19 protein-coding genes and 5 tRNA genes are annotated in these 19,218 nt (G+C 42.0%); 21 read left to right on the top strand and 3 right to left on the bottom strand.

Features of this window, described 5'->3' with window-relative positions; all coding sequences use genetic code 11:
* Positions 1-171: 171 nt before the first annotated feature.
* The 14 genes from E4663_RS04610 (at position 172) to phoU (ending at position 11,685) form a co-directional block, all read left to right on the top strand.
* Positions 172-1,809, top strand: coding sequence for a Na/Pi cotransporter family protein (locus tag E4663_RS04610; protein WP_079480878.1), 1,638 nt, complete (start codon positions 172-174; stop codon positions 1,807-1,809).
* A 260-nt stretch (positions 1,810-2,069) separates the two neighbouring features.
* A tRNA-Met gene (locus E4663_RS04615) sits at positions 2,070-2,146 on the top strand.
* Between the two features lie 24 nt (positions 2,147-2,170).
* Positions 2,171-2,246 (top strand) — tRNA-His (locus tag E4663_RS04620).
* A gap of 2 nt (positions 2,247-2,248) precedes the next feature.
* Positions 2,249-2,325, top strand: a tRNA-Ile gene (locus E4663_RS04625).
* Between the two features lie 11 nt (positions 2,326-2,336).
* Positions 2,337-2,429: transfer RNA gene (locus tag E4663_RS04630), tRNA-Ser, on the top strand.
* Between the two features lie 53 nt (positions 2,430-2,482).
* Positions 2,483-2,558 (top strand) — tRNA-Phe (locus E4663_RS04635).
* Between the two features lie 238 nt (positions 2,559-2,796).
* Positions 2,797-3,411 carry a superoxide dismutase gene (locus E4663_RS04640; RefSeq protein ID WP_079479652.1) on the top strand — a complete coding sequence of 205 codons (615 nt, stop codon included), beginning with the start codon at positions 2,797-2,799 and terminating at the stop codon, positions 3,409-3,411.
* Positions 3,412-3,554: 143 nt separating this feature from the next.
* Positions 3,555-4,790 carry an MFS transporter gene (locus E4663_RS04645; protein WP_079479653.1) on the top strand — a complete coding sequence of 412 codons (1,236 nt, stop codon included), beginning with the start codon at positions 3,555-3,557 and terminating at the stop codon, positions 4,788-4,790.
* Between the two features lie 92 nt (positions 4,791-4,882).
* Positions 4,883-7,021 (top strand): peptidoglycan D,D-transpeptidase FtsI family protein, encoded by a 2,139-nt coding sequence (locus E4663_RS04650; protein WP_135326805.1) that lies wholly within the window; start codon positions 4,883-4,885, stop codon positions 7,019-7,021.
* Between the two features lie 219 nt (positions 7,022-7,240).
* Positions 7,241-8,239, top strand: a complete 999-nt coding sequence (locus E4663_RS04655) for a PstS family phosphate ABC transporter substrate-binding protein (RefSeq protein WP_135326806.1) — start codon at positions 7,241-7,243, stop codon at positions 8,237-8,239.
* A 78-nt stretch (positions 8,240-8,317) separates the two neighbouring features.
* Positions 8,318-9,262, top strand: a complete 945-nt coding sequence (gene pstC / locus E4663_RS04660; RefSeq protein WP_079479656.1) for a phosphate ABC transporter permease subunit PstC — start codon at positions 8,318-8,320, stop codon at positions 9,260-9,262.
* Complete coding sequence (pstA, locus tag E4663_RS04665) at positions 9,262-10,140, top strand: phosphate ABC transporter permease PstA (RefSeq protein WP_135326807.1); 879 nt, start codon at positions 9,262-9,264, stop codon at positions 10,138-10,140. Before pstC ends, pstA begins: the two co-directional genes overlap by 1 nt.
* Positions 10,141-10,142: 2 nt before the next feature.
* Positions 10,143-11,006 (top strand): phosphate ABC transporter ATP-binding protein PstB, encoded by an 864-nt coding sequence (gene pstB / locus E4663_RS04670; RefSeq protein WP_421803487.1) that lies wholly within the window; start codon positions 10,143-10,145, stop codon positions 11,004-11,006.
* A 19-nt stretch (positions 11,007-11,025) separates the two neighbouring features.
* Positions 11,026-11,685, top strand: a complete 660-nt coding sequence (gene phoU / locus E4663_RS04675; protein ID WP_079479659.1) for a phosphate signaling complex protein PhoU — start codon at positions 11,026-11,028, stop codon at positions 11,683-11,685.
* Between the two features lie 120 nt (positions 11,686-11,805).
* On the opposite strand, the gene E4663_RS04680 is transcribed toward phoU, so the two are convergent.
* Together E4663_RS04680 and E4663_RS20030 are read right to left on the bottom strand one after the other, a co-directional pair.
* Positions 11,806-12,261, bottom strand: a complete 456-nt coding sequence (locus E4663_RS04680; RefSeq protein ID WP_135326809.1) for an MltG/YceG/YrrL family protein — start codon at positions 12,259-12,261, stop codon at positions 11,806-11,808.
* A complete protein-coding gene (locus E4663_RS20030; protein WP_176140656.1) occupies positions 12,258-12,620 on the bottom strand; it encodes a hypothetical protein in 363 nt (120 codons plus the stop codon). Before E4663_RS20030 ends, E4663_RS04680 begins: the two co-directional genes overlap by 4 nt.
* Before the next feature lie 189 nt (positions 12,621-12,809).
* Between E4663_RS20030 and rpmG the strand changes: the two genes are divergently transcribed.
* The 5 genes from rpmG (at position 12,810) to E4663_RS04705 (ending at position 16,472) form a co-directional block, all read left to right on the top strand.
* A complete protein-coding gene (rpmG, locus tag E4663_RS04690) occupies positions 12,810-12,959 on the top strand; it encodes a 50S ribosomal protein L33 (protein WP_079479661.1) in 150 nt (49 codons plus the stop codon).
* A 53-nt stretch (positions 12,960-13,012) separates the two neighbouring features.
* Positions 13,013-13,573 (top strand): 5-formyltetrahydrofolate cyclo-ligase, encoded by a 561-nt coding sequence (locus E4663_RS04695; RefSeq protein ID WP_241657105.1) that lies wholly within the window; start codon positions 13,013-13,015, stop codon positions 13,571-13,573.
* Between the two features lie 13 nt (positions 13,574-13,586).
* Positions 13,587-14,552 (top strand): L-lactate dehydrogenase, encoded by a 966-nt coding sequence (locus E4663_RS04700; protein WP_079479663.1) that lies wholly within the window; start codon positions 13,587-13,589, stop codon positions 14,550-14,552.
* Between the two features lie 57 nt (positions 14,553-14,609).
* Entirely contained in the window at positions 14,610-14,792 is a 183-nt protein-coding gene (locus E4663_RS19725; protein ID WP_158290419.1) for a hypothetical protein, read from the top strand.
* 144 nt (positions 14,793-14,936) lie between these two features.
* Complete coding sequence (locus E4663_RS04705; protein WP_135326810.1) at positions 14,937-16,472, top strand: rhomboid family protein; 1,536 nt, start codon at positions 14,937-14,939, stop codon at positions 16,470-16,472.
* Here E4663_RS04705 and E4663_RS04710 read toward each other — a convergent pair.
* On the bottom strand, positions 16,469-17,329 hold the full coding sequence (locus tag E4663_RS04710) for a hypothetical protein (protein ID WP_135326811.1): 861 nt from the start codon (positions 17,327-17,329) through the stop codon (positions 16,469-16,471). The genes E4663_RS04705 and E4663_RS04710 overlap by 4 nt on opposite strands.
* A gap of 182 nt (positions 17,330-17,511) precedes the next feature.
* Here E4663_RS04710 and E4663_RS04715 point away from each other — a divergent pair, with 182 nt between their 5' ends.
* Both E4663_RS04715 and E4663_RS04720 read left to right on the top strand, forming a co-directional pair.
* Positions 17,512-18,915, top strand: a complete 1,404-nt coding sequence (locus tag E4663_RS04715) for a spore germination protein (protein WP_079480879.1) — start codon at positions 17,512-17,514, stop codon at positions 18,913-18,915.
* Between the two features lie 86 nt (positions 18,916-19,001).
* Positions 19,002-19,217: a YqgQ family protein gene (locus E4663_RS04720; protein ID WP_079479666.1), complete on the top strand. Its 216-nt coding sequence runs from the start codon at positions 19,002-19,004 to the stop codon at positions 19,215-19,217.
* The last annotated feature ends 1 nt before the right edge of the window (position 19,218 follow it).

Consider the following 19,218-nt stretch of genomic DNA (forward strand, 5'->3'; position numbering starts at 1 on the left):
GTCTTTCATTGCATCACACTCATTTTACGCGGGTATGAACTAAACGTAAATTTAATGTAAATTTTGTCGAAATCCCTTTGCATGTATTGGAGTAATCGTTAATAATGGTGTAGGTGTTACAAAAAAGAGAGACACTATTGATTAACTTGGATGAGAAGGGATGGAGATGAATTGGAAATAAATGTGCAACAGATGATATTTGAATTCATCGGTGGACTTGGTATTTTCCTATTTGGTCTTAAGTACATGGGCGATGGATTGCAAAAAGTCGCCGGAGACCGATTACGCGAGTTGTTAGATCGCTTTACTAGTAACCCGTTAATGGGTGTAATTGCAGGTGCAGTTGTGACAATACTTGTACAAAGTAGTTCGACAACAACTGTATTGACGGTAGGTCTGGTTAATGCCGGGTTTATGACATTTAGACAAGCAATCGGCGTCATTATGGGCGCAAACATCGGTACAACGATGACAGCATTTATTATCGGTATTGATGTTAAGGAATACGGTTTACCTATTTTAGCAGTAGGTGCCTTTATGATTTTCTTCTTTAAAAACAAAAAAGTTACAAATATTGGACAGACCGTATTCGGTCTCGGTTCCTTATTCTTCGGACTCGAAACAATGAGTGGGGGAATGAAGCCACTCCGTTCTTTAGAGGCATTCCAAGAGTTGACGGTAAGCATGAGTGATAATCCGATTTTAGGAGTAGTAATCGGAACACTATTCACCGTTATCGTACAAAGTTCCAGTGCGACAATAGGTATATTGCAAGAACTGATGGGAGAAGGATTAGTCAGTCTTGAAGCTGGTCTCCCAGTCTTATTTGGAGACAATATCGGTACAACCATCACGGCAGTTATTGCGGCGATCGGTGCTAGTATCGGTGCCAAAAGAGCAGCATTTGTACACGTTATTTTTAACGTGTTAGGTGCGGTAGTATTCTTGATATTATTGAAACCTTATACGGCCTATGTCGAGTGGCTCCAGGGAGCACTCAATCTTGAACCGCAGATGACGATAGCATTTGCCCACGGGTCATTTAACATTGCAAACACAATCGTTCAATTCCCGTTCATTGCCGTACTTGCATGGATTGTCATCAAGCTAGTGCCGGGTGAGGAATCTTTAGTGGACTCCAAACCTCAACACTTAGATGCAATCTTTATTGAACAGTCTCCTGCGTTAGCATTAGACCAGGCAAAAGAAGAAGTAGTAAGAATGGGTGAATATGCATACAAGGGACTCGAAGAAGCAAGCTTATATTTGAACAACAGGCAACAAAAACACTCAGAAATTGCAATGCAAATTGAAGAGGCTTTGAACAACTTAGATCGAAAAATTACTGACTATTTGGTTCAATTATCATCCGCTTCCTTAACGGACGAAGAAAGCCATAAGCACTCCGCCTTGCTCGATTCTGTCCGGGATCTCGAGAGAATCGGAGACCACTTCGAAAACATCATAGAATTAATTGATTATAAGAACTCCAACAAAGTGAATCTTACTGAACAAGCTGTTGAGGACTTAAATGATATGTTCGACCTAGCCCTAATGACGGTTAAGCAAGCGACAAAAGCACTTCAGAATATGGATCGTGAAGAAGCGCTTGCTGTTGTTCAAAAAGAGAACGAATTGGATCGTATGGAACGAAGCTACCGTAAGAAGCACATCATCCGCCTTAATGAAGGACTTTGCACAGGCCAAGCAGGTATTGTGTTCGTAGATATGATCAGCAACCTTGAACGTATTGGGGACCATGCTGTTAATATTGCAGAAGAAGTTTTAGGTGAGAAAGAAAGTTTATAAGTAGACAGTAAGGGGCAGTCAAGGATTCTTGACTGTCCCATTTACTTTTATTAGTGAATCGGAAGAGGAGAAGTGTACTTCATGAAAGAAAATCCGAAGGAAAATACAAAAAAACCTTGAAACTCGATTTCCCACGTGCTATATTATTTTTGTCGCACAAAATCGAAGGTTTTCATTTAAATACTTTCAAAAAAAGTATTGACGAATCTTTGTTCCCGTGTTAAATTATTAAATGTCGCTTCAAGCGGCAACAACTTAATGGCGGCGTAGCTCAGCTGGCTAGAGCGTACGGTTCATACCCGTGAGGTCGTGGGTTCGATTCCCTCCGCCGCTACCATTATACATATTGACATAAGCCATGGCGGTTGTGGCGAAGTGGTTAACGCACCTGATTGTGGTTCAGGCATTCGTGGGTTCGATTCCCATCAGCCGCCCCATTGGACCCTTAGCTCAGCTGGTTAGAGCTATCGGCTCATAACCGATCGGTCGCAGGTTCGAGTCCTGCAGGGTCCACCATATCGTAATTCGGAGGAGTACTCAAGTTTGGCTGAAGAGAGCGGTCTTGAAAACCGCCAGGGGGTTAACGCCCCGCGGGGGTTCGAATCCCTCCTCCTCCGCCATACATATTATATGGAAGAAATACGGATCGAAAATAGTTCCTTCAAAAAAATACGGCTCGGTAGCTCAGTCGGTAGAGCAACGGACTGAAAATCCGTGTGTCGGCGGTTCGATTCCGTCCCGAGCCACCATTTCAACAAGCAGATGCTTGTTTTTTTTGTATCTTTTTTTATGGAAGGAACAGGAAATGGACAATAGGACGTTTTAATTCCTAAGATAAGGGAATTCATATTATCGGGAGATTTTTTGATTTTCTCCTTCCTGTTGCAAATTAGTTGCAAGTCATTTTTCGGTTTGATAATGTAAAATTAAGAAACCGTGTAAGGGCGCTTCTTGTTTTACATATTACATTAAAGGAGGAGTTTTACAATGGCTAAATTTGAACTACCAGAACTACCATATGCGTATGACGCATTAGAACCAACTATCGATAAGGAAACAATGAACATCCACCATACGAAACACCATAATGGATACGTGACTAAGCTGAATAATGCACTAGAAGGTCATGCAGATCTTCAAGATAAGTCTCTTGAGGAACTACTTGCAGACAATCTTGCTGTAGTACCAGAAGACATTAAAACAGCTGTACGTCGTAACGGTGGCGGTCATGCTAACCACAGTCTATTCTGGACTATCATGTCTCCAAATGGTGGCGGAGAGCCAACTGGCGATCTAGCTACGAAGCTTAACGACACATTCGGCAGTCTTGATCAATTTAAAGAGAAATTCGAAACAACTGCCAAAGGTCGTTTCGGATCTGGTTGGGCTTGGCTAGTCGTAAACAATGGCGAGCTTGAAGTCATCGATACGCTGAACCAAGATTCTCCACTAATGGAAGGTAAGACTCCAATTCTTGGACTTGACGTTTGGGAGCACGCTTATTACCTTAACTACCAAAACCGTCGTCCTGATTACGTTTCAGCATTCTGGAACGTAGTAAACTGGGATGAAGTTGCAAAGCGTTTCGACGCTGCTAAATAATCCGTATGTGAGCACGGCATCTGCCGTGCTCTTTTTTATTTTTACATGACTTACATAGAGCAGCTAATCATCTACTCGGTATTCGTTCGTATATCTCTTTTTGTTCTGATTACACTAAGAGGGAACGAAAAGGAGACATGTATATGGTGAGTAAGCTGCGTGCGTGGTTAGACCGCGAAAATGTATCAAAAGATCTGCTATTGCTACTATTAATTGGAGGCCTTTACTCCCTTGGCATTTTCTTATCGAGTACGTTCGTGAATATCTATTTATGGAAGCAATCCAATAGCTATACTGATATTGCTCTATACAACATGAGTATCTATATATTACAACCGATCACGTTCATCATAGCTGGGAAATGTGCCAAGCGTGTAGACCGGGTGATTGTTTTGAGAGCAGGAGTCATAGTACTTTCTCTGTTCTTTTTAACAGTACTTTTAGTCGGGGAGCGAGCTGCAACATTTAATGTCATGCTTGGTTCTCTACTTGGAATCGGATATGGATTTTACTGGCTTGCCTATAATGTACTTACCTTTGAGATTACGGAGCCGGACACACGTGACTTTTTTAATGGGTTTTTAGGAGTCCTGCAGTCATTGGGTGGCATGACAGGGCCATTACTAGCTGGCTTTATCATATCTAGGTTGAATAACTTTACGGGGTACACGGTTATTTTTGCTGTCTCGTTTGGATTGTTCATCGTTGCAGTTCTCGTCAGTTTCGGTTTATCCAGAAGGAAAGCTAAGGGGCATTTCTCTTTTAAGCGGATTATGGTGGAAAGAAAACACAACGTAAACTGGAAAAGGATAACGAATGCACACATTTCCCAGGGCTTTAGAGAGGGGACTTTTCTATTTGCGGTTTCTATATGGATCTTCTTGATGACGCAAGACGAACTGTCAATCGGGTTATTCAACTTAGTCTACTCAGGGTTTTCATTTTTGTTCTATTTCCTGGTCAGTCGAGTTGTGAAGCCAAGAAGAAGAAAGAAAGCGATTCTAATAGCGGGTTTCATCCTGTATATTAATGTTTTCTTGCTGCTCCTAAGCTACAATATGCCACTTTTACTTCTGTACGGTGCAATCGGAGGAGTGTTCTTCCCATTGTTTTATGTCCCGTATCTTTCGCTCACTTATGACGTCATCGGGAAGTCATGGAATGCAGGGGAGATGAGAATAGAATATATAGTTGTTAGGGAAATCTTTTTGAATACAGGGAGAGTCTTGTCGATAATAATCTTTCTTCTCGCTATTTCTTTCATCCAACCAGAATCGGGAATACCATACATCTTACTCCTAGTTGGAGGCGGACACTTCGTTGTGTACTTTTTCATCCGACGAATTGATACGAAAACGATGCAACCGACACATAATTGAAACTTTCTTCCCCATAGTATCGTCTATGCTTTTAGGACGAATCATTGTATAATATAGGATGAATTTGATTTGAACAAGGGAGAGGAGATCTCATGGGGAAGAAAAAGAAAAAGCAGCAAACGAAAAAATCACATCTTCCTTTCCGATTAAATGTTGTCTTCTTTGTCGTATTTTTGTTATTTGCAGCTATCATCCTTCAATTAGGGGTAGTGCAGATTCTGAACGGTGAGGAAGCGCAAGAAGAAATTAATCGTACGGAAAATACTACTACAAATATACCGGTTCCTCGTGGAGAGGTATATGACCGATTCGGCAAACCAGTCGTGGACAATCAGCCTCTCTATTCGATTACATACACCCCTCCAAAAGGTGTTCAGCCGGGAGATCGTTTAGAGCTTGCACATAAGTTAGCAGATTATATGGATATGCCTTATGAAAATAAATTGACGACACGAGACTTAAAAGAGTACTTCTATTTAAACAACCGCGAAGAAATCATGGAGAGAATTGCGGATGTAGACACGGAAGGAATGGAAAACGGTGACGTGTATCAATTGCAACTAGACAGTGTTACTGAACAAGATATTGCTGACTATGGAGATGACATCAAAGAGGTTATTGCCATTAAGAAGGAATTGGACAAAGCCTATGCCTTGTCCCCTCAAATAATTAAAAACGTCGACATTTCAGAAGAGGAGTACTCTACCGTCGCTGAGCACTTGGCTGTCCTTCCTGGTGTCAACGTAACGGCCGACTGGGAGAGAAGCTACCCGTTTGAAACGACGTTCAAGAACTATCTCGGGAACATTACCTCAAGAAACCAAGGTGTCCCTAAAGACGACTTGGATTATTATATGTCACTCGACTACAGCCGTAACGATCGTGTCGGAATCAGTGGCCTTGAGCAAGAGTATGAAGAAGTGTTGCGTGGCACGAAAGAGAAAGTACAGTACATTACGGATAAAGACAATAATGTAGTGGATTCTAAAGTCATTCGCGAAGGACAACGCGGGAAAGACCTGGTTTTGACGATTGATATGGAATTACAGCAGAAGGTCGATCAGATTGTCAGGGAAGAGTTAGCGGCTGCTATTCAAGCGGCACCTTACGATAACCGAAATTTAGAGAATTCGATTGCGGTAGTATCGGACCCTGAAACTGGCGAAATTCTTGCTATTTCAGGTCAACAATATAACCGTAATATCGAGCCAGGCGAAAGCCGGTTCACAGATGTCTCCCACCAAGCCGTTTATAATGCCTATACTCCAGGTTCGACGGTGAAGGGTGCTACGATTTTGACAGGGTTGCAAGAAGAAGCTATTTACCCTGGGTTCGGAATCAATGATAGGGATTTAAAGCTCCCCAACAAGACTAAAGGATCTTATACTCCGAACATCGGATATGTAAATGATATTTCTGCTCTACAGCAGTCTTCCAACGTGTACATGTTCTTCCTTGCTTTGCGGCTCGGCGGAGACTACAGTCCTAGTTATGTTAAAGATTCATTGAACCTAGATAATGATACATTTGAGAAATTCTTGTACAACTTCAACCAGTTTGGATTAGGTGTCGAAACGGGAGTCGACTTCCCTTATGAAAGTACAGGAGTTCAAGGAGACAATCCTGAAAACCCTGGTAACTTACTTGACTATTCAATTGGGCAGTATAGTTCTTACACACCTATGCAGCTAAATCAGTATGTTTCCACAATCGCCAATGGTGGGGACCGGATGCAATTGCGATTGGTGAAGGAGATCCATGACCCTTCTAATACAAATGAAGAACTAGGTCCGATTTATAAGGATTACGCTCCGAACGTCTTAAATCAAATAGAAATGGATCCATCCTACATTGGCAGGGTCCAAGAAGGGTTCCGACAAGTTTTTCAAACATCACGCGGAACAGCTAGTTCTATTTTCTCCAAACAGCCTTATGCACAATACAACATGGCTGGTAAAACGGGAACAGCCCAAACGGAAAAATGGGTACCTACTGAAGTAGAAGGGGAGTATCGCAGGATTCCTAACTTGTTGAACAAAACCTTGATTGGCTATGCGCCATTTAATGACCCGGAGATCGCCTTTTCTGTTATGACTCCACACGTAGGAGAAGACGCGGTATCAACATTCAACGTCAGTAATAAGATCGGGGCGAGAATAGGACAAGCCTATTTTGAACTGAAAGAACAACGTGCAAAAGAAGACAATACAAGTTCTGATAAAGAAGAGTGATGCGAATTCGTTCGCATCACTTTTTTTTATCAAAAACTGTATTTCCCTTATAAGATGGGGCCATTTCAATATTATCAAGACGAATTTCAACAAAATCGGTCAATTTACAAAACCTTTACGTTTCATTTATATGTGATTAAAACTCCACCTTTATTATATAAATTGTGAGTTGGTCAAGCCGTTGCTCACAAAACTTTGTACCTATAGGGGGAGAAAGAAATGAAAAACTTTAAAAGTTTAGCACTAATGCTTGCATTCATCTTAGTTGTAGGTGTACTTGCAGCATGTGGAGGATCTAACTCCGATGAGGAAGCAACAGACAACTCTGGTGGAGAATCATCAGGAGATAGCGGATCCGAAGAAGTTTCCGGTCCAGTAGCAATCGACGGATCTTCAACAGTTTTCCCAATCATGGAAAACCTTGTTTACACTTACAGCCAAGAGCAGCCAGAAGTTAACGCAACAGTTAACAGCTCAGGCTCAGGTGGAGGATTCAAGAAATCCACTAAAGGTGAAATCGATCTTTCTAACGCTTCCCGTGAAATCAAAGAAGAAGAAATGGCACAAGCGGAAGAAAACGACGTACAGCTAGAGCCACTAACTCTTGCTTACGATGGTCTTTCTGTTGTAGTAAGTGCCGAGAACGATTTCGTTGATCAACTTTCTATCGAACAACTTAAACAAATCTTCCTTGATTCTTCTGAGGCAACTAAATGGTCTGATATCAATCCAGAATGGCCAGATGAAACAATCAAGATCTTCAGTCCTGGACACGATTCCGGTACTTTCGACTACTTCAACGAAGTAATTCTTGAAGAAAATCCAATGAAAGAGGGAGAAAACACAACTCTTTCTGAAGATGACAACGTACTAGTACGCGGTATCGAGAACGACCCTAACGCAATCGGATTCTTCGGTTATGCATATTATGCTGAGAACAAAGATGCGCTTAAAGTTCTAGGAATCCAAGACGGTGAAGATGCAGAAGCAGTCAAGCCAAGTGGAGATACAATTCAAAGCGGTGAATATACACCACTTTCTCGCCCACTATTCACTTATGTGAACGTAAATGCTTATAAAGAGAAGGCACAAGTACGTGACTTCGTTGAGTACACTCTAAATAATGCTGGTAAAGCAGCTGAAGAAGTAGGCTACGTTGCTCTTCCAGACGAGAAATATCAAGAACAGCTTGATACAGTTAAAAGCTGGGCTGAGTAACAGGAATTCCAAGTTTTAATAGAGGTGGGTGAGACTGACTTAGTCTCACCTTGCCTTATGGATGAAAGGAGTTTTAACATGGACAAAGGTTTGCAATCAGAGGGAAATGTAAATGTCCAACAGATGATTGAAGATAAAAAGCGATCGAAAAGCCTTGGAGAAATTATAGAAAAAATCATTCCATGGTTTCTGTTGCTTTGTGCCATCGTTAGTGTGTTAACGACAGCTGGAATTTTATTCACTTTACTGCGAGAGTCTATCGGATTCTTCGCAAATGTATCGATTATTGATTTCTATACAGGTACGGACTGGTCCCCATGGACAGGTCATTACGGGGTGGCACCGTTAATCGGTGGAACGCTCTTGATTACGTTAATTGCAACACTAACAGCTGTACCGCTTGGTCTTATGTCAGCTATTTTCTTGAGTGAGTATGCGAATGACAAAGCGAGACGTGTCATCAAACCGATCTTGGAAGTCCTTGCTGGAATTCCGACGGTAGTTTACGGGTACTTCGCTCTTACGTTCATTACTCCTATGTTTCAAACGTTCATTCCCGATCTAGGGATTTTCAACGCATTGAGTGGTGGTTTTGTTGTAGGAATTATGATCATTCCTATGGTCGCTTCTCTATCAGAAGACGCGATGAACTCCGTTCCTAACGCTCTACGTGAGGGTGCCTACGGACTTGGAGCGACCAAGTTTGAAGTAGTATTCAAAGTTGTATTGCCAGCTGCATTCTCTGGTATCGTAGCTTCGATTGTATTGGCGATCTCTCGTGCAATCGGTGAGACGATGATTGTGACGATTGCTGCCGGTGCGACACCAAACTTAACATTCAATCCGACAGATTCTATCCAGACGATGACAGCCTTTATTGTACAGGCTGCTACCGGGGATACGACATTCGGATCAACTATCTACTATAGTCTATATGCTGTAGGTATGACGCTATTCGTCTTCACCCTGGTCATGAACTTAATCGCACAGTATATTTCACGTAGGTTCAGGGAGGAATATTAATGCTTGGACAGAACGAACAAGGAATAAAAAAACGTATGGAGGGACGAGTCCTTCTGAACAAAATCTTGATGGTTTTGTTCTTCTTGGCTACAACTGTTGGCCTTGTCTTTCTCGTACTTCTGTTTTATCGTGTATTGACTCAAGGAATTGGCTATTTGAATTGGAATTTCATTACTAGCTTCCCTGCTCCGTACCCTGAAAAAGCAGGGTTATGGGCTGGTGTGATGGGATCGATTTTCCTCATGTTGATCGTTGCAGTATTTGCGGTCATCGTTGGTGTTTCGACAGCCATCTATTTAGAAGAATATGCTAAACAGAATAAATTTACAGACTTTATTCGAGTGAACATTCAAAACCTTGCTGGAGTGCCATCAATTGTTTTTGGTCTCTTAGGTTTAACATTCTTCGTTTATATGTTTAATTTCGGGTATACCTTAATAGCGGGCGGTTTAACCATGGCGCTCCTAATTTTACCAGTTATAGTTGTCTCTGCTCAGGAAGCGATTCGTTCGGTACCATCTGAAATTAAAGAAGCATCCTACGGTATGGGTGCATCAAAATGGCAGACCATTGCGCGTGTAATTTTGCCTGCATCTATTCCAGGAATTTTGACAGGTACAATTATTGCTTTGTCTCGTGCCATTGGGGAAACGGCACCACTTATTATTGTCGGTGCTGCGACAGCCATTTTCACGCTTCCGGATTCACTACTTGCGAAGTACACGGTTATGCCGATCCAGATCTACAACTGGACTGGTCGTCCACAGGAAGAATGGCAATATGTTGCTGGCGCAGGAATCATTGTACTACTTGCAATTTTGCTACTGATGAACTCCATTGCCGTAATTATTCGTAACAAGTATCAACGACGCCTTTAAAATTGGATGAGGAGGGTTTCGTAATGAACGAAACTATAGAGCAACAAAAAAAGACTGCAAATGTAAAAATCGAAAGTAAATCTACAGATAAAAAGCAAAAGAATACAGAAGGACGTCACGTTTTCGAAGTAGAGGATCTAAACCTTTGGTATGGTTCCGATCAAGCTTTGTATGAAGTGTCTATGAACGTACCAGAACAGCAGGTTACTGCGATTATCGGACCATCAGGGTGCGGGAAATCGACATTCCTGAAAACACTAAACCGAATGGTGGAAATGGTGCCGATCGTAAAAACTTCCGGTGACATCAAGTATCGTAACCAGAACATTTTCGGGAATAACTTCCAACAAGAATACCTGCGTACAAAAGTAGGTATGGTATTCCAAAAACCAAACCCATTCCCTAAATCAGTATATGATAACGTAGCATACGGTCCTCGTATTCACGGTATCAAAGATAAGAAAACACTTGATCAAATCGTTGAGAAAAGTCTTAAAGGCGCTGCAATCTGGGACGAATTGAAAGATCGTTTAGACGAGAATGCGTATGGCTTGTCCGGTGGTCAACAACAACGTGTCTGCATTGCACGTGCACTTGCCGTGGAACCTGATGTCATTTTGATGGACGAGCCAACTTCTGCTCTTGACCCAATCTCTACGGCGAAAGTGGAAGAGTTAGTACAAGAACTTAAGAAGAAGTATAGTATCATCATCGTAACGCACAACATGCAACAAGCTGCCCGTATCTCTGATAAAACGGCATTCTTCTTGAATGGAGAATTAGTTGAGTTTGCCGAGACAGATGACCTGTTCCAAAACCCACGTGATAAGCGAACAGAGGATTATATTACTGGACGCTTCGGATAATTAGGGAGGAGGAACTGACTTGTCAACACGTGCTCAATTCTCAGAAGAACTAGACCAACTTAAGCAACAAATTAAAGAATTGGCGGTAGAAGCGAAATATTCACTTGATAGCGCCATTCACCTATTGTATGAATGTGATGTAGAAAAGGCTAGACAGTTGATTGAAGACGACGCTGAATTGGATGCTCGTGAGGAACGGATTAATGACAATGCTGTCCTCATGATTGCGAAACAGCAGCCAGTAGCAAGTGATCTTCGGAGGTTAGTAAGTGCTATCAAAATCTCATCAGACCTTGAGCGGATGGCGGATCACTCTACTAACATCGCAAAGGCTACGATTCATTTAGGTGAGCATCACAATATTGAAATTGATCCGGAACTTCGTGAAATGGCCATCCTTGCGATGGATATGGTCGATCTCGCTGTGAAAGCCTTCGAGTATGAGGACATCACTCTGGCGAATAAGCTTGCGGAGATGGATGACGTGGTGGATAATAAATATGGGATGGTTGTTAAGCAAATGCTTGAGTTGACAGCTATTAACCCTGAACAAATCCAGCACATTATGCAGATGGCCTATGTAGCTCGCTATATTGAACGGTTTGCAGACCACATCACGAATATCGGTGAGAATATATTCTACCTTGTTAAAGGGAAGACGTACGACTTGAATAGTTAAATCACAGAACCGCAGAGAGAGCACCTCTGCGGTTTTTGTATCATAAGGATAAGGTCATTAAAAAAATGCAGGAGTCTATTTAGACTCCTGCATTTTTTGTGTAATCATTATTCTAAAGCATTACTTTGAAGTGATCGCTTTTGCTATCTCATTCAGGCTCATATCCGAGTTTACAGTCGCTTGCCCAACTTGAATGAACCGACTATAATCATTGAGCGACATGTATTGTTCCAGCTCGCTTGCTTGGTCAATAACTCCTGCTTCTTCAAGTTTTTTGCTGATGTCTTCTGTAGTAGTGCCGGATACTATATCGAGGGAGTAGACGAATACCTTCTCGATATTGCTCTCATCAGGTGCTGCTTCTTTATCTTTCTTTTTCTGGTTAAGGGATTCAAATTCTTCGTTTGAGAGGACATGATAGCCACTGCTTTCGACGTGGGCTATCATGTCCTTTGTGCCCCCACCTTTCTTAGCTAAGGATGTTTCTGCTTCTTGAGGTTGCAGGTAGAGAGTTCCACCGAGCAGTAGGGTAGCTACAAACAGTCCTAATGAAAATGAACGGAGAAGATGCTTCATGAAAGGACACCTTTCTTATCCCACTGTTGAATGAAGAGGAGGACATCCTGTTCATCGACATTGGTTTGTTTAGCTATGTAATGGGGTTTAAAGCCTTTACTATACATGGAATAAATGGTGTCCATCTTAGAGTGCGAAGAAGAGGCGTTCTGTTTGATAATTTCCCCAGTCAAATCTTCTGCGAGAAGCTCTTCTTCCAATACTTTAAGTTTCTGCCCGAATTGATAATTAGACTGCATCATCTCCATAGAAAGCTGTTCAACCTGGTCTTCTACCTTTTTCATGCGATCATTTGCGAAGAAGGAGAGGATGAATAATACCACGGATATGGATAGTAACGTGATGATAACGGTTAGCATAGTTTTTCTCACTCCTAACATTTCTCATGTTTAGTTATATCATAGAAATTCTACTGTGACTATGAGGATTGCATGGTTTTTACATCAATAATATACTTGAAAGAGACGTGTGGTTTTGTTATTATAGTTAAGTCTGATAATGTGAATCAAAGACGTGAAACAATTGAACAAGATTTGGAGGGATAACCAATGCGTGTAAATATCACACTTGCTTGCACTGAAACTGGTGACCGCAATTATATTACTACAAAAAACAAGCGTACGAACCCTGAACGTTTGGAGCTTAAGAAATTCAGCCCACGCCTAGGGAAGCATACGCTTCACCGCGAAACGAAGTAAAACAGTAGGATCTTTCCTACTGTTTTTTTTATATTCAATGAGGGGGCTGACTGTTGAAGAAAGCATTACGTACGGAAGCGAAGCACATGTTGCAATCCCTTACAGGAGTAGAGAAGCACAACATCGAAAAAAAACAGGCAAAAGCTTTGTTTGAGAGCACGCTTTGGTCTGATGCGCAAACCATAGGAGTGACAATCTCACGAGGTTTCGAGTGGGATACGAAGCATATTATTGAGAGCGGATGGGAACAAGGAAAACAGATGGTCGTTCCAAAGTGTAACCCAGAAGAAAAGAGTATGCAGTTTTATAGGCTAAATGATTTTCAACAGTTGGAGACTGTGTATTTCGGACTTCAGGAACCAAAACCATCGGCTACGGAAGCTGTCTCTCCGGATCAGATTGACCTTTTGTTGGTTCCGGGGCTGTTATTTAATACTAACGGCTACAGACTCGGCTTTGGTGGAGGGTATTATGACCGGTTTTTAGCCAATTTTAAAGGTAATACGATCATGGTCGCATCCCAGCAACAAAAGTGTGAATCCATCCCTGTGGAAGCGTTCGATCGTCCAGTTCAGTATGTTTTGACGGAAGAAGGAATGAAACAGTCAAAGTAATAATTGGAGGGGTATTGTGGAACGTGTGAATAGAGTGGCATTGATCGGTACAGGAGCGGTTGGCTCTAGTTATGCTTTTGCTTTATTGAATCAAGGTGTTGCGGACGAACTCGTCATGATTGATTTGAATATAGACAAATCAGAAGGTGATGCCATGGATTTGAACCACGGTCTTGCCTTTGCCCCGTCTAGCAAAAAGATTTGGTTTGGAGACTATAATGATTGTCAGAAGGCGGACATAGTCGTGATTACAGCTGGTGCGAACCAGAAGCCTGGAGAGACCAGACTCGACTTGTTGGAGAAAAACACGGCCGTCTTCCAGTCGATCGTGGAATCTGTCATGTCCAGTGGATTTGATGGAATTTTCGTTGTGGCTACAAACCCAGTAGATATTCTCACTTATATGACCAGGGAGTTTTCCAAACTTCCAGCACACCGTGTGATTGGTTCTGGGACCATCCTAGATACGGCTCGTCTTCGTTATCAGCTTAGTGAATATTTTGATGTAAGTGCTAAGAACGTGCATGGATATATCATTGGAGAGCATGGGGACTCAGAACTGCCGGTTTGGAGTCATACTACTATTGGAGGGCAATCTGTTTTTGACAGGATACAGGACAGCCCAGAGAAGTATAATATTTCGGATTTAGATGATATTTTTGAACAAGTACGAGACGCTGCATATCATATCATAAAGCGTAAGGGCGCAACTCATTACGGAATAGCGATGGGGTTAGTAAGGTTGACGCGCGCTATCTTGCATAATGAGAATGCCATTCTTACCGTTTCTTCGCATCTAGACGGTATATACGGGGTTGAGGATATTTATATTGGGGTCCCCGCCATTGTGAATAGAAGTGGGATCCGGGAAATCATTCCTCTTCACTTAACAGAAGAAGAAAATCGTAAGTTTCTGGACTCTGCATCTATTTTGAAAGAAACAATGAAGCCAGTCTTGAAACAGTACAAAGGTGAATAAGCTTCCCATAATAGGCAAAACCTAATCCCAAATCAAGAAGAAAACGGGGTGGGTACCATGTCTAGTGCTATCCGGTGGGTGGTTGTTTGCGTTACAGCTGTGATCTCAGTGTATCAATTTCGCTATCGAATCATTAATTTCGCTTCCTCTTATCCTTTGATTCGAAAACTGATGGTCCGTTTGACGATGAACGTTCCTTATGTACGAAAAAAACTACTAGGGCATATGTTTCAAAGGTAATAAAAGCCCTGTACTATGAATGTCTCAAAAGAAAAGCTGTCATTGAAAAATGACAGCTTTTCTTTTGAGCTAATATAATGAGCAGGAAAGGGTAATTCATCCCTTAACCCATGCTATGATGAGGGGAATAAAGGAGGAAGAGGCGTGTTTGTGGAGCAAAGTTATTATTTTTGGAAATTCGTCTATGAACTAGTCGTGGTTCACGAATTCCAGGTTCTTCATCTTCATACGAAAGATCAAGAAGTGTGGCTGGAGAAAGAGCATCAATGGAAAACGAACGTGGTTAGAATCAAACAAAAGCAAGTCAATTGGAGTAATGAGTTGAAGCGGGAACTGTTTATGGTTCAGCAGCAACTGAAGAAGAACCGAAAGTTGTTCCGAGGTGGTCGAGTAACGGTTCATACCATTTACATTTCAGAACACCAGCCAGTCGATGAGTGGGAACATGTCCTGGATGAACTTCCCGAAAATTCCTCCCAGTTCAATCTATATTATATGTCTGATGATACGAAACAAGAAGAGAGGGAACGGTTCCTTCATCATTTTGATTTAGATGCAACTGAATTTGAACAAGAACCTTCACAAGATGAGAAGGAAGCTATGATTCCGTATTTACAACAACAAATTGCAGGTTCTCATTATAAACGAAGGAAAGAAGCGGAATCACTCTTCCAATTTGGAAAGCCATTGATCACGTATGTCCTTTTGGCTATCAATATCCTGTTTTTTGTTTATATGGAATGGAAGGCGGATTCAACGGCGGTGGAAACCCTCATTGAGTTTGGAGCGAAATATAACCCTGCAATCATAGAAGGAGAATGGTGGAGAATCGTTTCTTCTATGTTCATTCATATAGGGTTGCTTCATTTATTGATGAATATGTTAGCTCTCTATTATCTAGGCACGGCTGTAGAGAGGATCTACGGAACGATGCGGTTCACTTTGATTTACTTCCTTGCCGGCGTTTTCGGAGGCGTTGCGAGCTTTATGCTAAACCCTTTCGTGGCAGCAGGAGCATCAGGTGCAATCTTTGGTTTGTTTGGAGCTCTATTATTCTTTGGTGTTCATCATAAGCAGCTGTTTTTCCGAACAATGGGCTGGAATTTATTATTTGTTATTGGGTTGAATATTGTTTTTGGTATAACGGTACCACAAGTGGATAACGGTGCACACATGGGAGGACTTGTCGGAGGGTTTATCGCTTCAGCTCTTGTCAACCTTCCGAGGAAAAAGGCGCCATTTATTCAGTCTCTTGCCTTATTCGGCTATGTAGGTGCAATCGCCGCGATGGGTATCTTAGGCGTTCAAGGCTACTTTAATGAAGGACAGACGATTTCACAAGTGCAGGAATCACAGCAACTGAATCAAGATGGAGAGTATGACAAGGTGGTTGCTCTGACAACGGAGGCGATGGAACAGGGAGGAAATTATGAAGCACCTTTAAAGTTCAATCGTTCCTATGCTTATATCCAATTGGGAGAAGAGGAGAAGGCGAAGGAAGATCTTATAGAAGTTGTCGAATTAGCACCTGACATGGCAGAAGCTCATTATAACCTTGCTATACTGTACGACCAGGAAGGTAATAAAGAAAAAGCAGCTGAACATGCACGAACAGCTGCAGAATTAAATCCAGATAATCAACAATTTAAAAATCTTTCTGATGAGTTATCCTCTTCTTAGTAGTATTGGATGAGTTGATGTTTCTTTCCTGTATCATCTTCGAACAGTACCATTAAGTGCTTTCCGTTCTTGTCGAACAGGATGATGGGGATATAACTTTGTATAGGGTGGTTGGAATGGGTATCGGTTATGCCTAATATGTAATTTTTGTATAGGCCTTCCCATAATTGACCGTATATTCGTTCTGATTCACCCTCTGGTACGCCAGGAAGAGGACGGTCATTGTATTTTGCCAGTTCAGTAAGCGGCACTGCTGTGTACTGGCCTTTTGGAACTTGGTAATAGTCTAAGAGCTCCTTCCACTGAACTTGCACCTGTTGCTGGATACTGTGGTCTAACCTCTCTTTCCATTCTTTTTCTTCCGCCGTTTTCGGCTTGTGGAAGAAAGAGCGTGTACTGTGGGGGGAGTCGATGACATAGAGCGCATCTGTAGATGCTGCCTGGACACTCTTGATAGGAAGATCATCCTCATGAATCTCTCCATGGTGGAAAGTTATCGATTCATATTTTTGACTATCTTCTCCGTGGATTTTTACTTCCTTTTCAATTTCCTGTGCATTTTCTTCCCATTTGTTCATAATCCCCTTCAGTCTTCCGTTTACATAAAGGAGGGAGACGTCCTGCCGTAAATATTGAGTCTGATCACTTTTAGAGGACATTTTCCAAGTGACTTCATATTCATCAGCGTCAGATTGCTCAGCAAAGCTTAAGCTTGTCCCGTAAGAAGTGAACTTACTGTTAGAATCGATCGGGAAGTATTGAATGACATCCATCTCTTTTGTCTCTTGTAAGAAATATAAGAATACAACAAAAATCAGTAATGAGCATACAAGCCCGTACATTAGTATTCGATTCATGCTTCCATCCCCTTACTGTATTGACACTCTTCTTACTTCTATTGCTATGACGAGATACATGCTCGTATTCAAAAGAAAATGTATGTTTTTCCTTTAAAAGAAGAAGATAGAGGTAAGGAGGGAGTCGTGTGAGCGAAGAAAAGCAGCCTGTATTTGATCAATATGAAAAGAACGTGGCATACATGAGGGAGCGTCTTGGAGTCGATGAAAGTTTCGATATGATTCATCTAGACCTTGTTTATGCAGGGCGTGGGATGTCATTATTTCTCGTTGATGGATTTGTCAAAGATGACATTCTCCACTATTTGATGAAACTACTATCAAAACTGGACCCAGATCAGTTAGATCCAGATCCTCTTTCGCAATTGTTAAAGACCCATATTCCTTACGTCGAGTTAGATAGAGAGAAAGATCTGAATAAGGCAGCGGATACCGTACTTGCTGGACCGACAGCATTAGTTGTCGAGGGCTGTGAAGATGTGATCATGATCGACGCCCGTACATATCCAGTGAGAGGGCCGGCTGAGCCTGACTTGGAGAGAGTAGTACGCGGATCTCGTGACGGGTTTGTAGAAACCATCGTTTTCAACACTGCTTTGACAAGGCGCAGAGTCCGAGACAGATCCTTAAGGATGGTCTATACTCAGGTGGGGCGCAGGTCCATGACGGATGTTTGTATCTGCTATTTAAAAGACATTGCAGATCCTGAACGTGTCGAGCACTTGCAACGTGTCTTAGACGAAATTGACACCGATGCCTTACCGATGGCGGAAAAGACTATTGAAGAATATATCAGTGGCCAGCATTGGAATCCGTATCCAGTCATCCGCTATACAGAGCGGCCTGACACAGCGGCAGCTCATCTATATGAGGGGCACATTCTTATTATCATCGACGGCTCTCCAAGTGTCATGATCACTCCGGCTACATTCTGGCACCACTTGCAGCATGCAGAAGAATACCGTCAAAAGCCGCTTGTAGGAGCTTATTTAAGATGGGTGCGGTTTTTTGCTTTTATTGCCTCTATCTTTATTTTGCCGCTCTACTTTTTATTCTCGATGAATCCAGATCTTCTTCCAGAGGCCATCGCTTTTATTGGGCCATCAGACCAAGGTGTCATCCCGCTGATGATTCAGTTCTTAATCGCCGAAATAGGGATAGATCTATTACGAATGGCAGCTATCCACACACCGAATTCGCTCGGAACTGCACTTGGACTCGTAGCAGCCATCCTGATTGGCCAAGTTGCAGTAGACGTCGGGCTGTTTTCGAGTGAAGTGGTGTTATACTTATCACTTGCTGCCATCGGCACCTTTGCCACCCCGAGCTATGAGCTGGGGTTGGCTGATAGGATATCAAGACTCATTCTGTTAATTGTGACAGGGTTATTTGGAGTTAAAGGATATGTAGTAGGAGTAAGTGTCTGGCTGATTTACTTGGCTAGAATGCAGACTTTCAAGACTCCTTACTTCTGGCCGTTTTTACCGTTTTCATGGAAGGCTTTGCGTGATGTACTAGTTCGATCTCCTATACCACTGAAAAACAGAAGACCAGCATTTCTTCACCCGAAAGACCCTGACCGTTAAGGTACAGGGTTTTTCTCTATTTCGTAAACTATGGAATGGTTTTCATTTCTTCAAGGCTCTTGGTATAATGGAGAAGGTGATGAAACGTGAAAACAATCTATGACATTCAACAATTACTTAAGAAATTTGGAACTTTTATCTATGTAGGAGATCGACTCGCTGATTTAGAGTTGATGGAAGAGGAAGTGCGTGAACTTTACAAGTCTCAGTGTATTGTAAAGGAAGATTACCAAATGGCTATTTTGTTGCTGCGAGGAGAAATTGCACGCATGAAAGACCGTTTAGAGGGAGATGGTTTATAGA

Origin of the sequence: Halobacillus salinus, assembly GCF_004684905.1 — a bacterium.
GTDB classification, from domain to species: Bacteria; Bacillota; Bacilli; order Bacillales; family Halobacillaceae; genus Halobacillus; species Halobacillus salinus.

What these genes read in the sequence shown, in the direction of transcription:
- E4663_RS04680 (WP_135326809.1), bottom strand. Translation starts at nt 12,261, where the DNA reads ATGAAGCATCTTCTCCGTTCATTTTCATTAGGACTGTTTGTAGCTACC.
- E4663_RS04640 (WP_079479652.1), top strand. Translation starts at nt 2,797, where the DNA reads ATGGCTAAATTTGAACTACCAGAACTACCATATGCGTATGACGCATTA.
- E4663_RS04655 (WP_135326806.1), top strand. Translation starts at nt 7,241, where the DNA reads ATGAAAAACTTTAAAAGTTTAGCACTAATGCTTGCATTCATCTTAGTT.
- pstC (WP_079479656.1), top strand. Translation starts at nt 8,318, where the DNA reads ATGGACAAAGGTTTGCAATCAGAGGGAAATGTAAATGTCCAACAGATG.
- E4663_RS04650 (WP_135326805.1), top strand. Translation starts at nt 4,883, where the DNA reads ATGGGGAAGAAAAAGAAAAAGCAGCAAACGAAAAAATCACATCTTCCT.
- pstA (WP_135326807.1), top strand. Translation starts at nt 9,262, where the DNA reads ATGCTTGGACAGAACGAACAAGGAATAAAAAAACGTATGGAGGGACGA.
- E4663_RS04710 (WP_135326811.1), bottom strand. Translation starts at nt 17,329, where the DNA reads ATGAATCGAATACTAATGTACGGGCTTGTATGCTCATTACTGATTTTT.
- E4663_RS04645 (WP_079479653.1), top strand. Translation starts at nt 3,555, where the DNA reads ATGGTGAGTAAGCTGCGTGCGTGGTTAGACCGCGAAAATGTATCAAAA.
- E4663_RS20030 (WP_176140656.1), bottom strand. Translation starts at nt 12,620, where the DNA reads ATGCTAACCGTTATCATCACGTTACTATCCATATCCGTGGTATTATTC.
- rpmG (WP_079479661.1), top strand. Translation starts at nt 12,810, where the DNA reads ATGCGTGTAAATATCACACTTGCTTGCACTGAAACTGGTGACCGCAAT.
- E4663_RS19725 (WP_158290419.1), top strand. Translation starts at nt 14,610, where the DNA reads ATGTCTAGTGCTATCCGGTGGGTGGTTGTTTGCGTTACAGCTGTGATC.
- E4663_RS04715 (WP_079480879.1), top strand. Translation starts at nt 17,512, where the DNA reads ATGAGGGAGCGTCTTGGAGTCGATGAAAGTTTCGATATGATTCATCTA.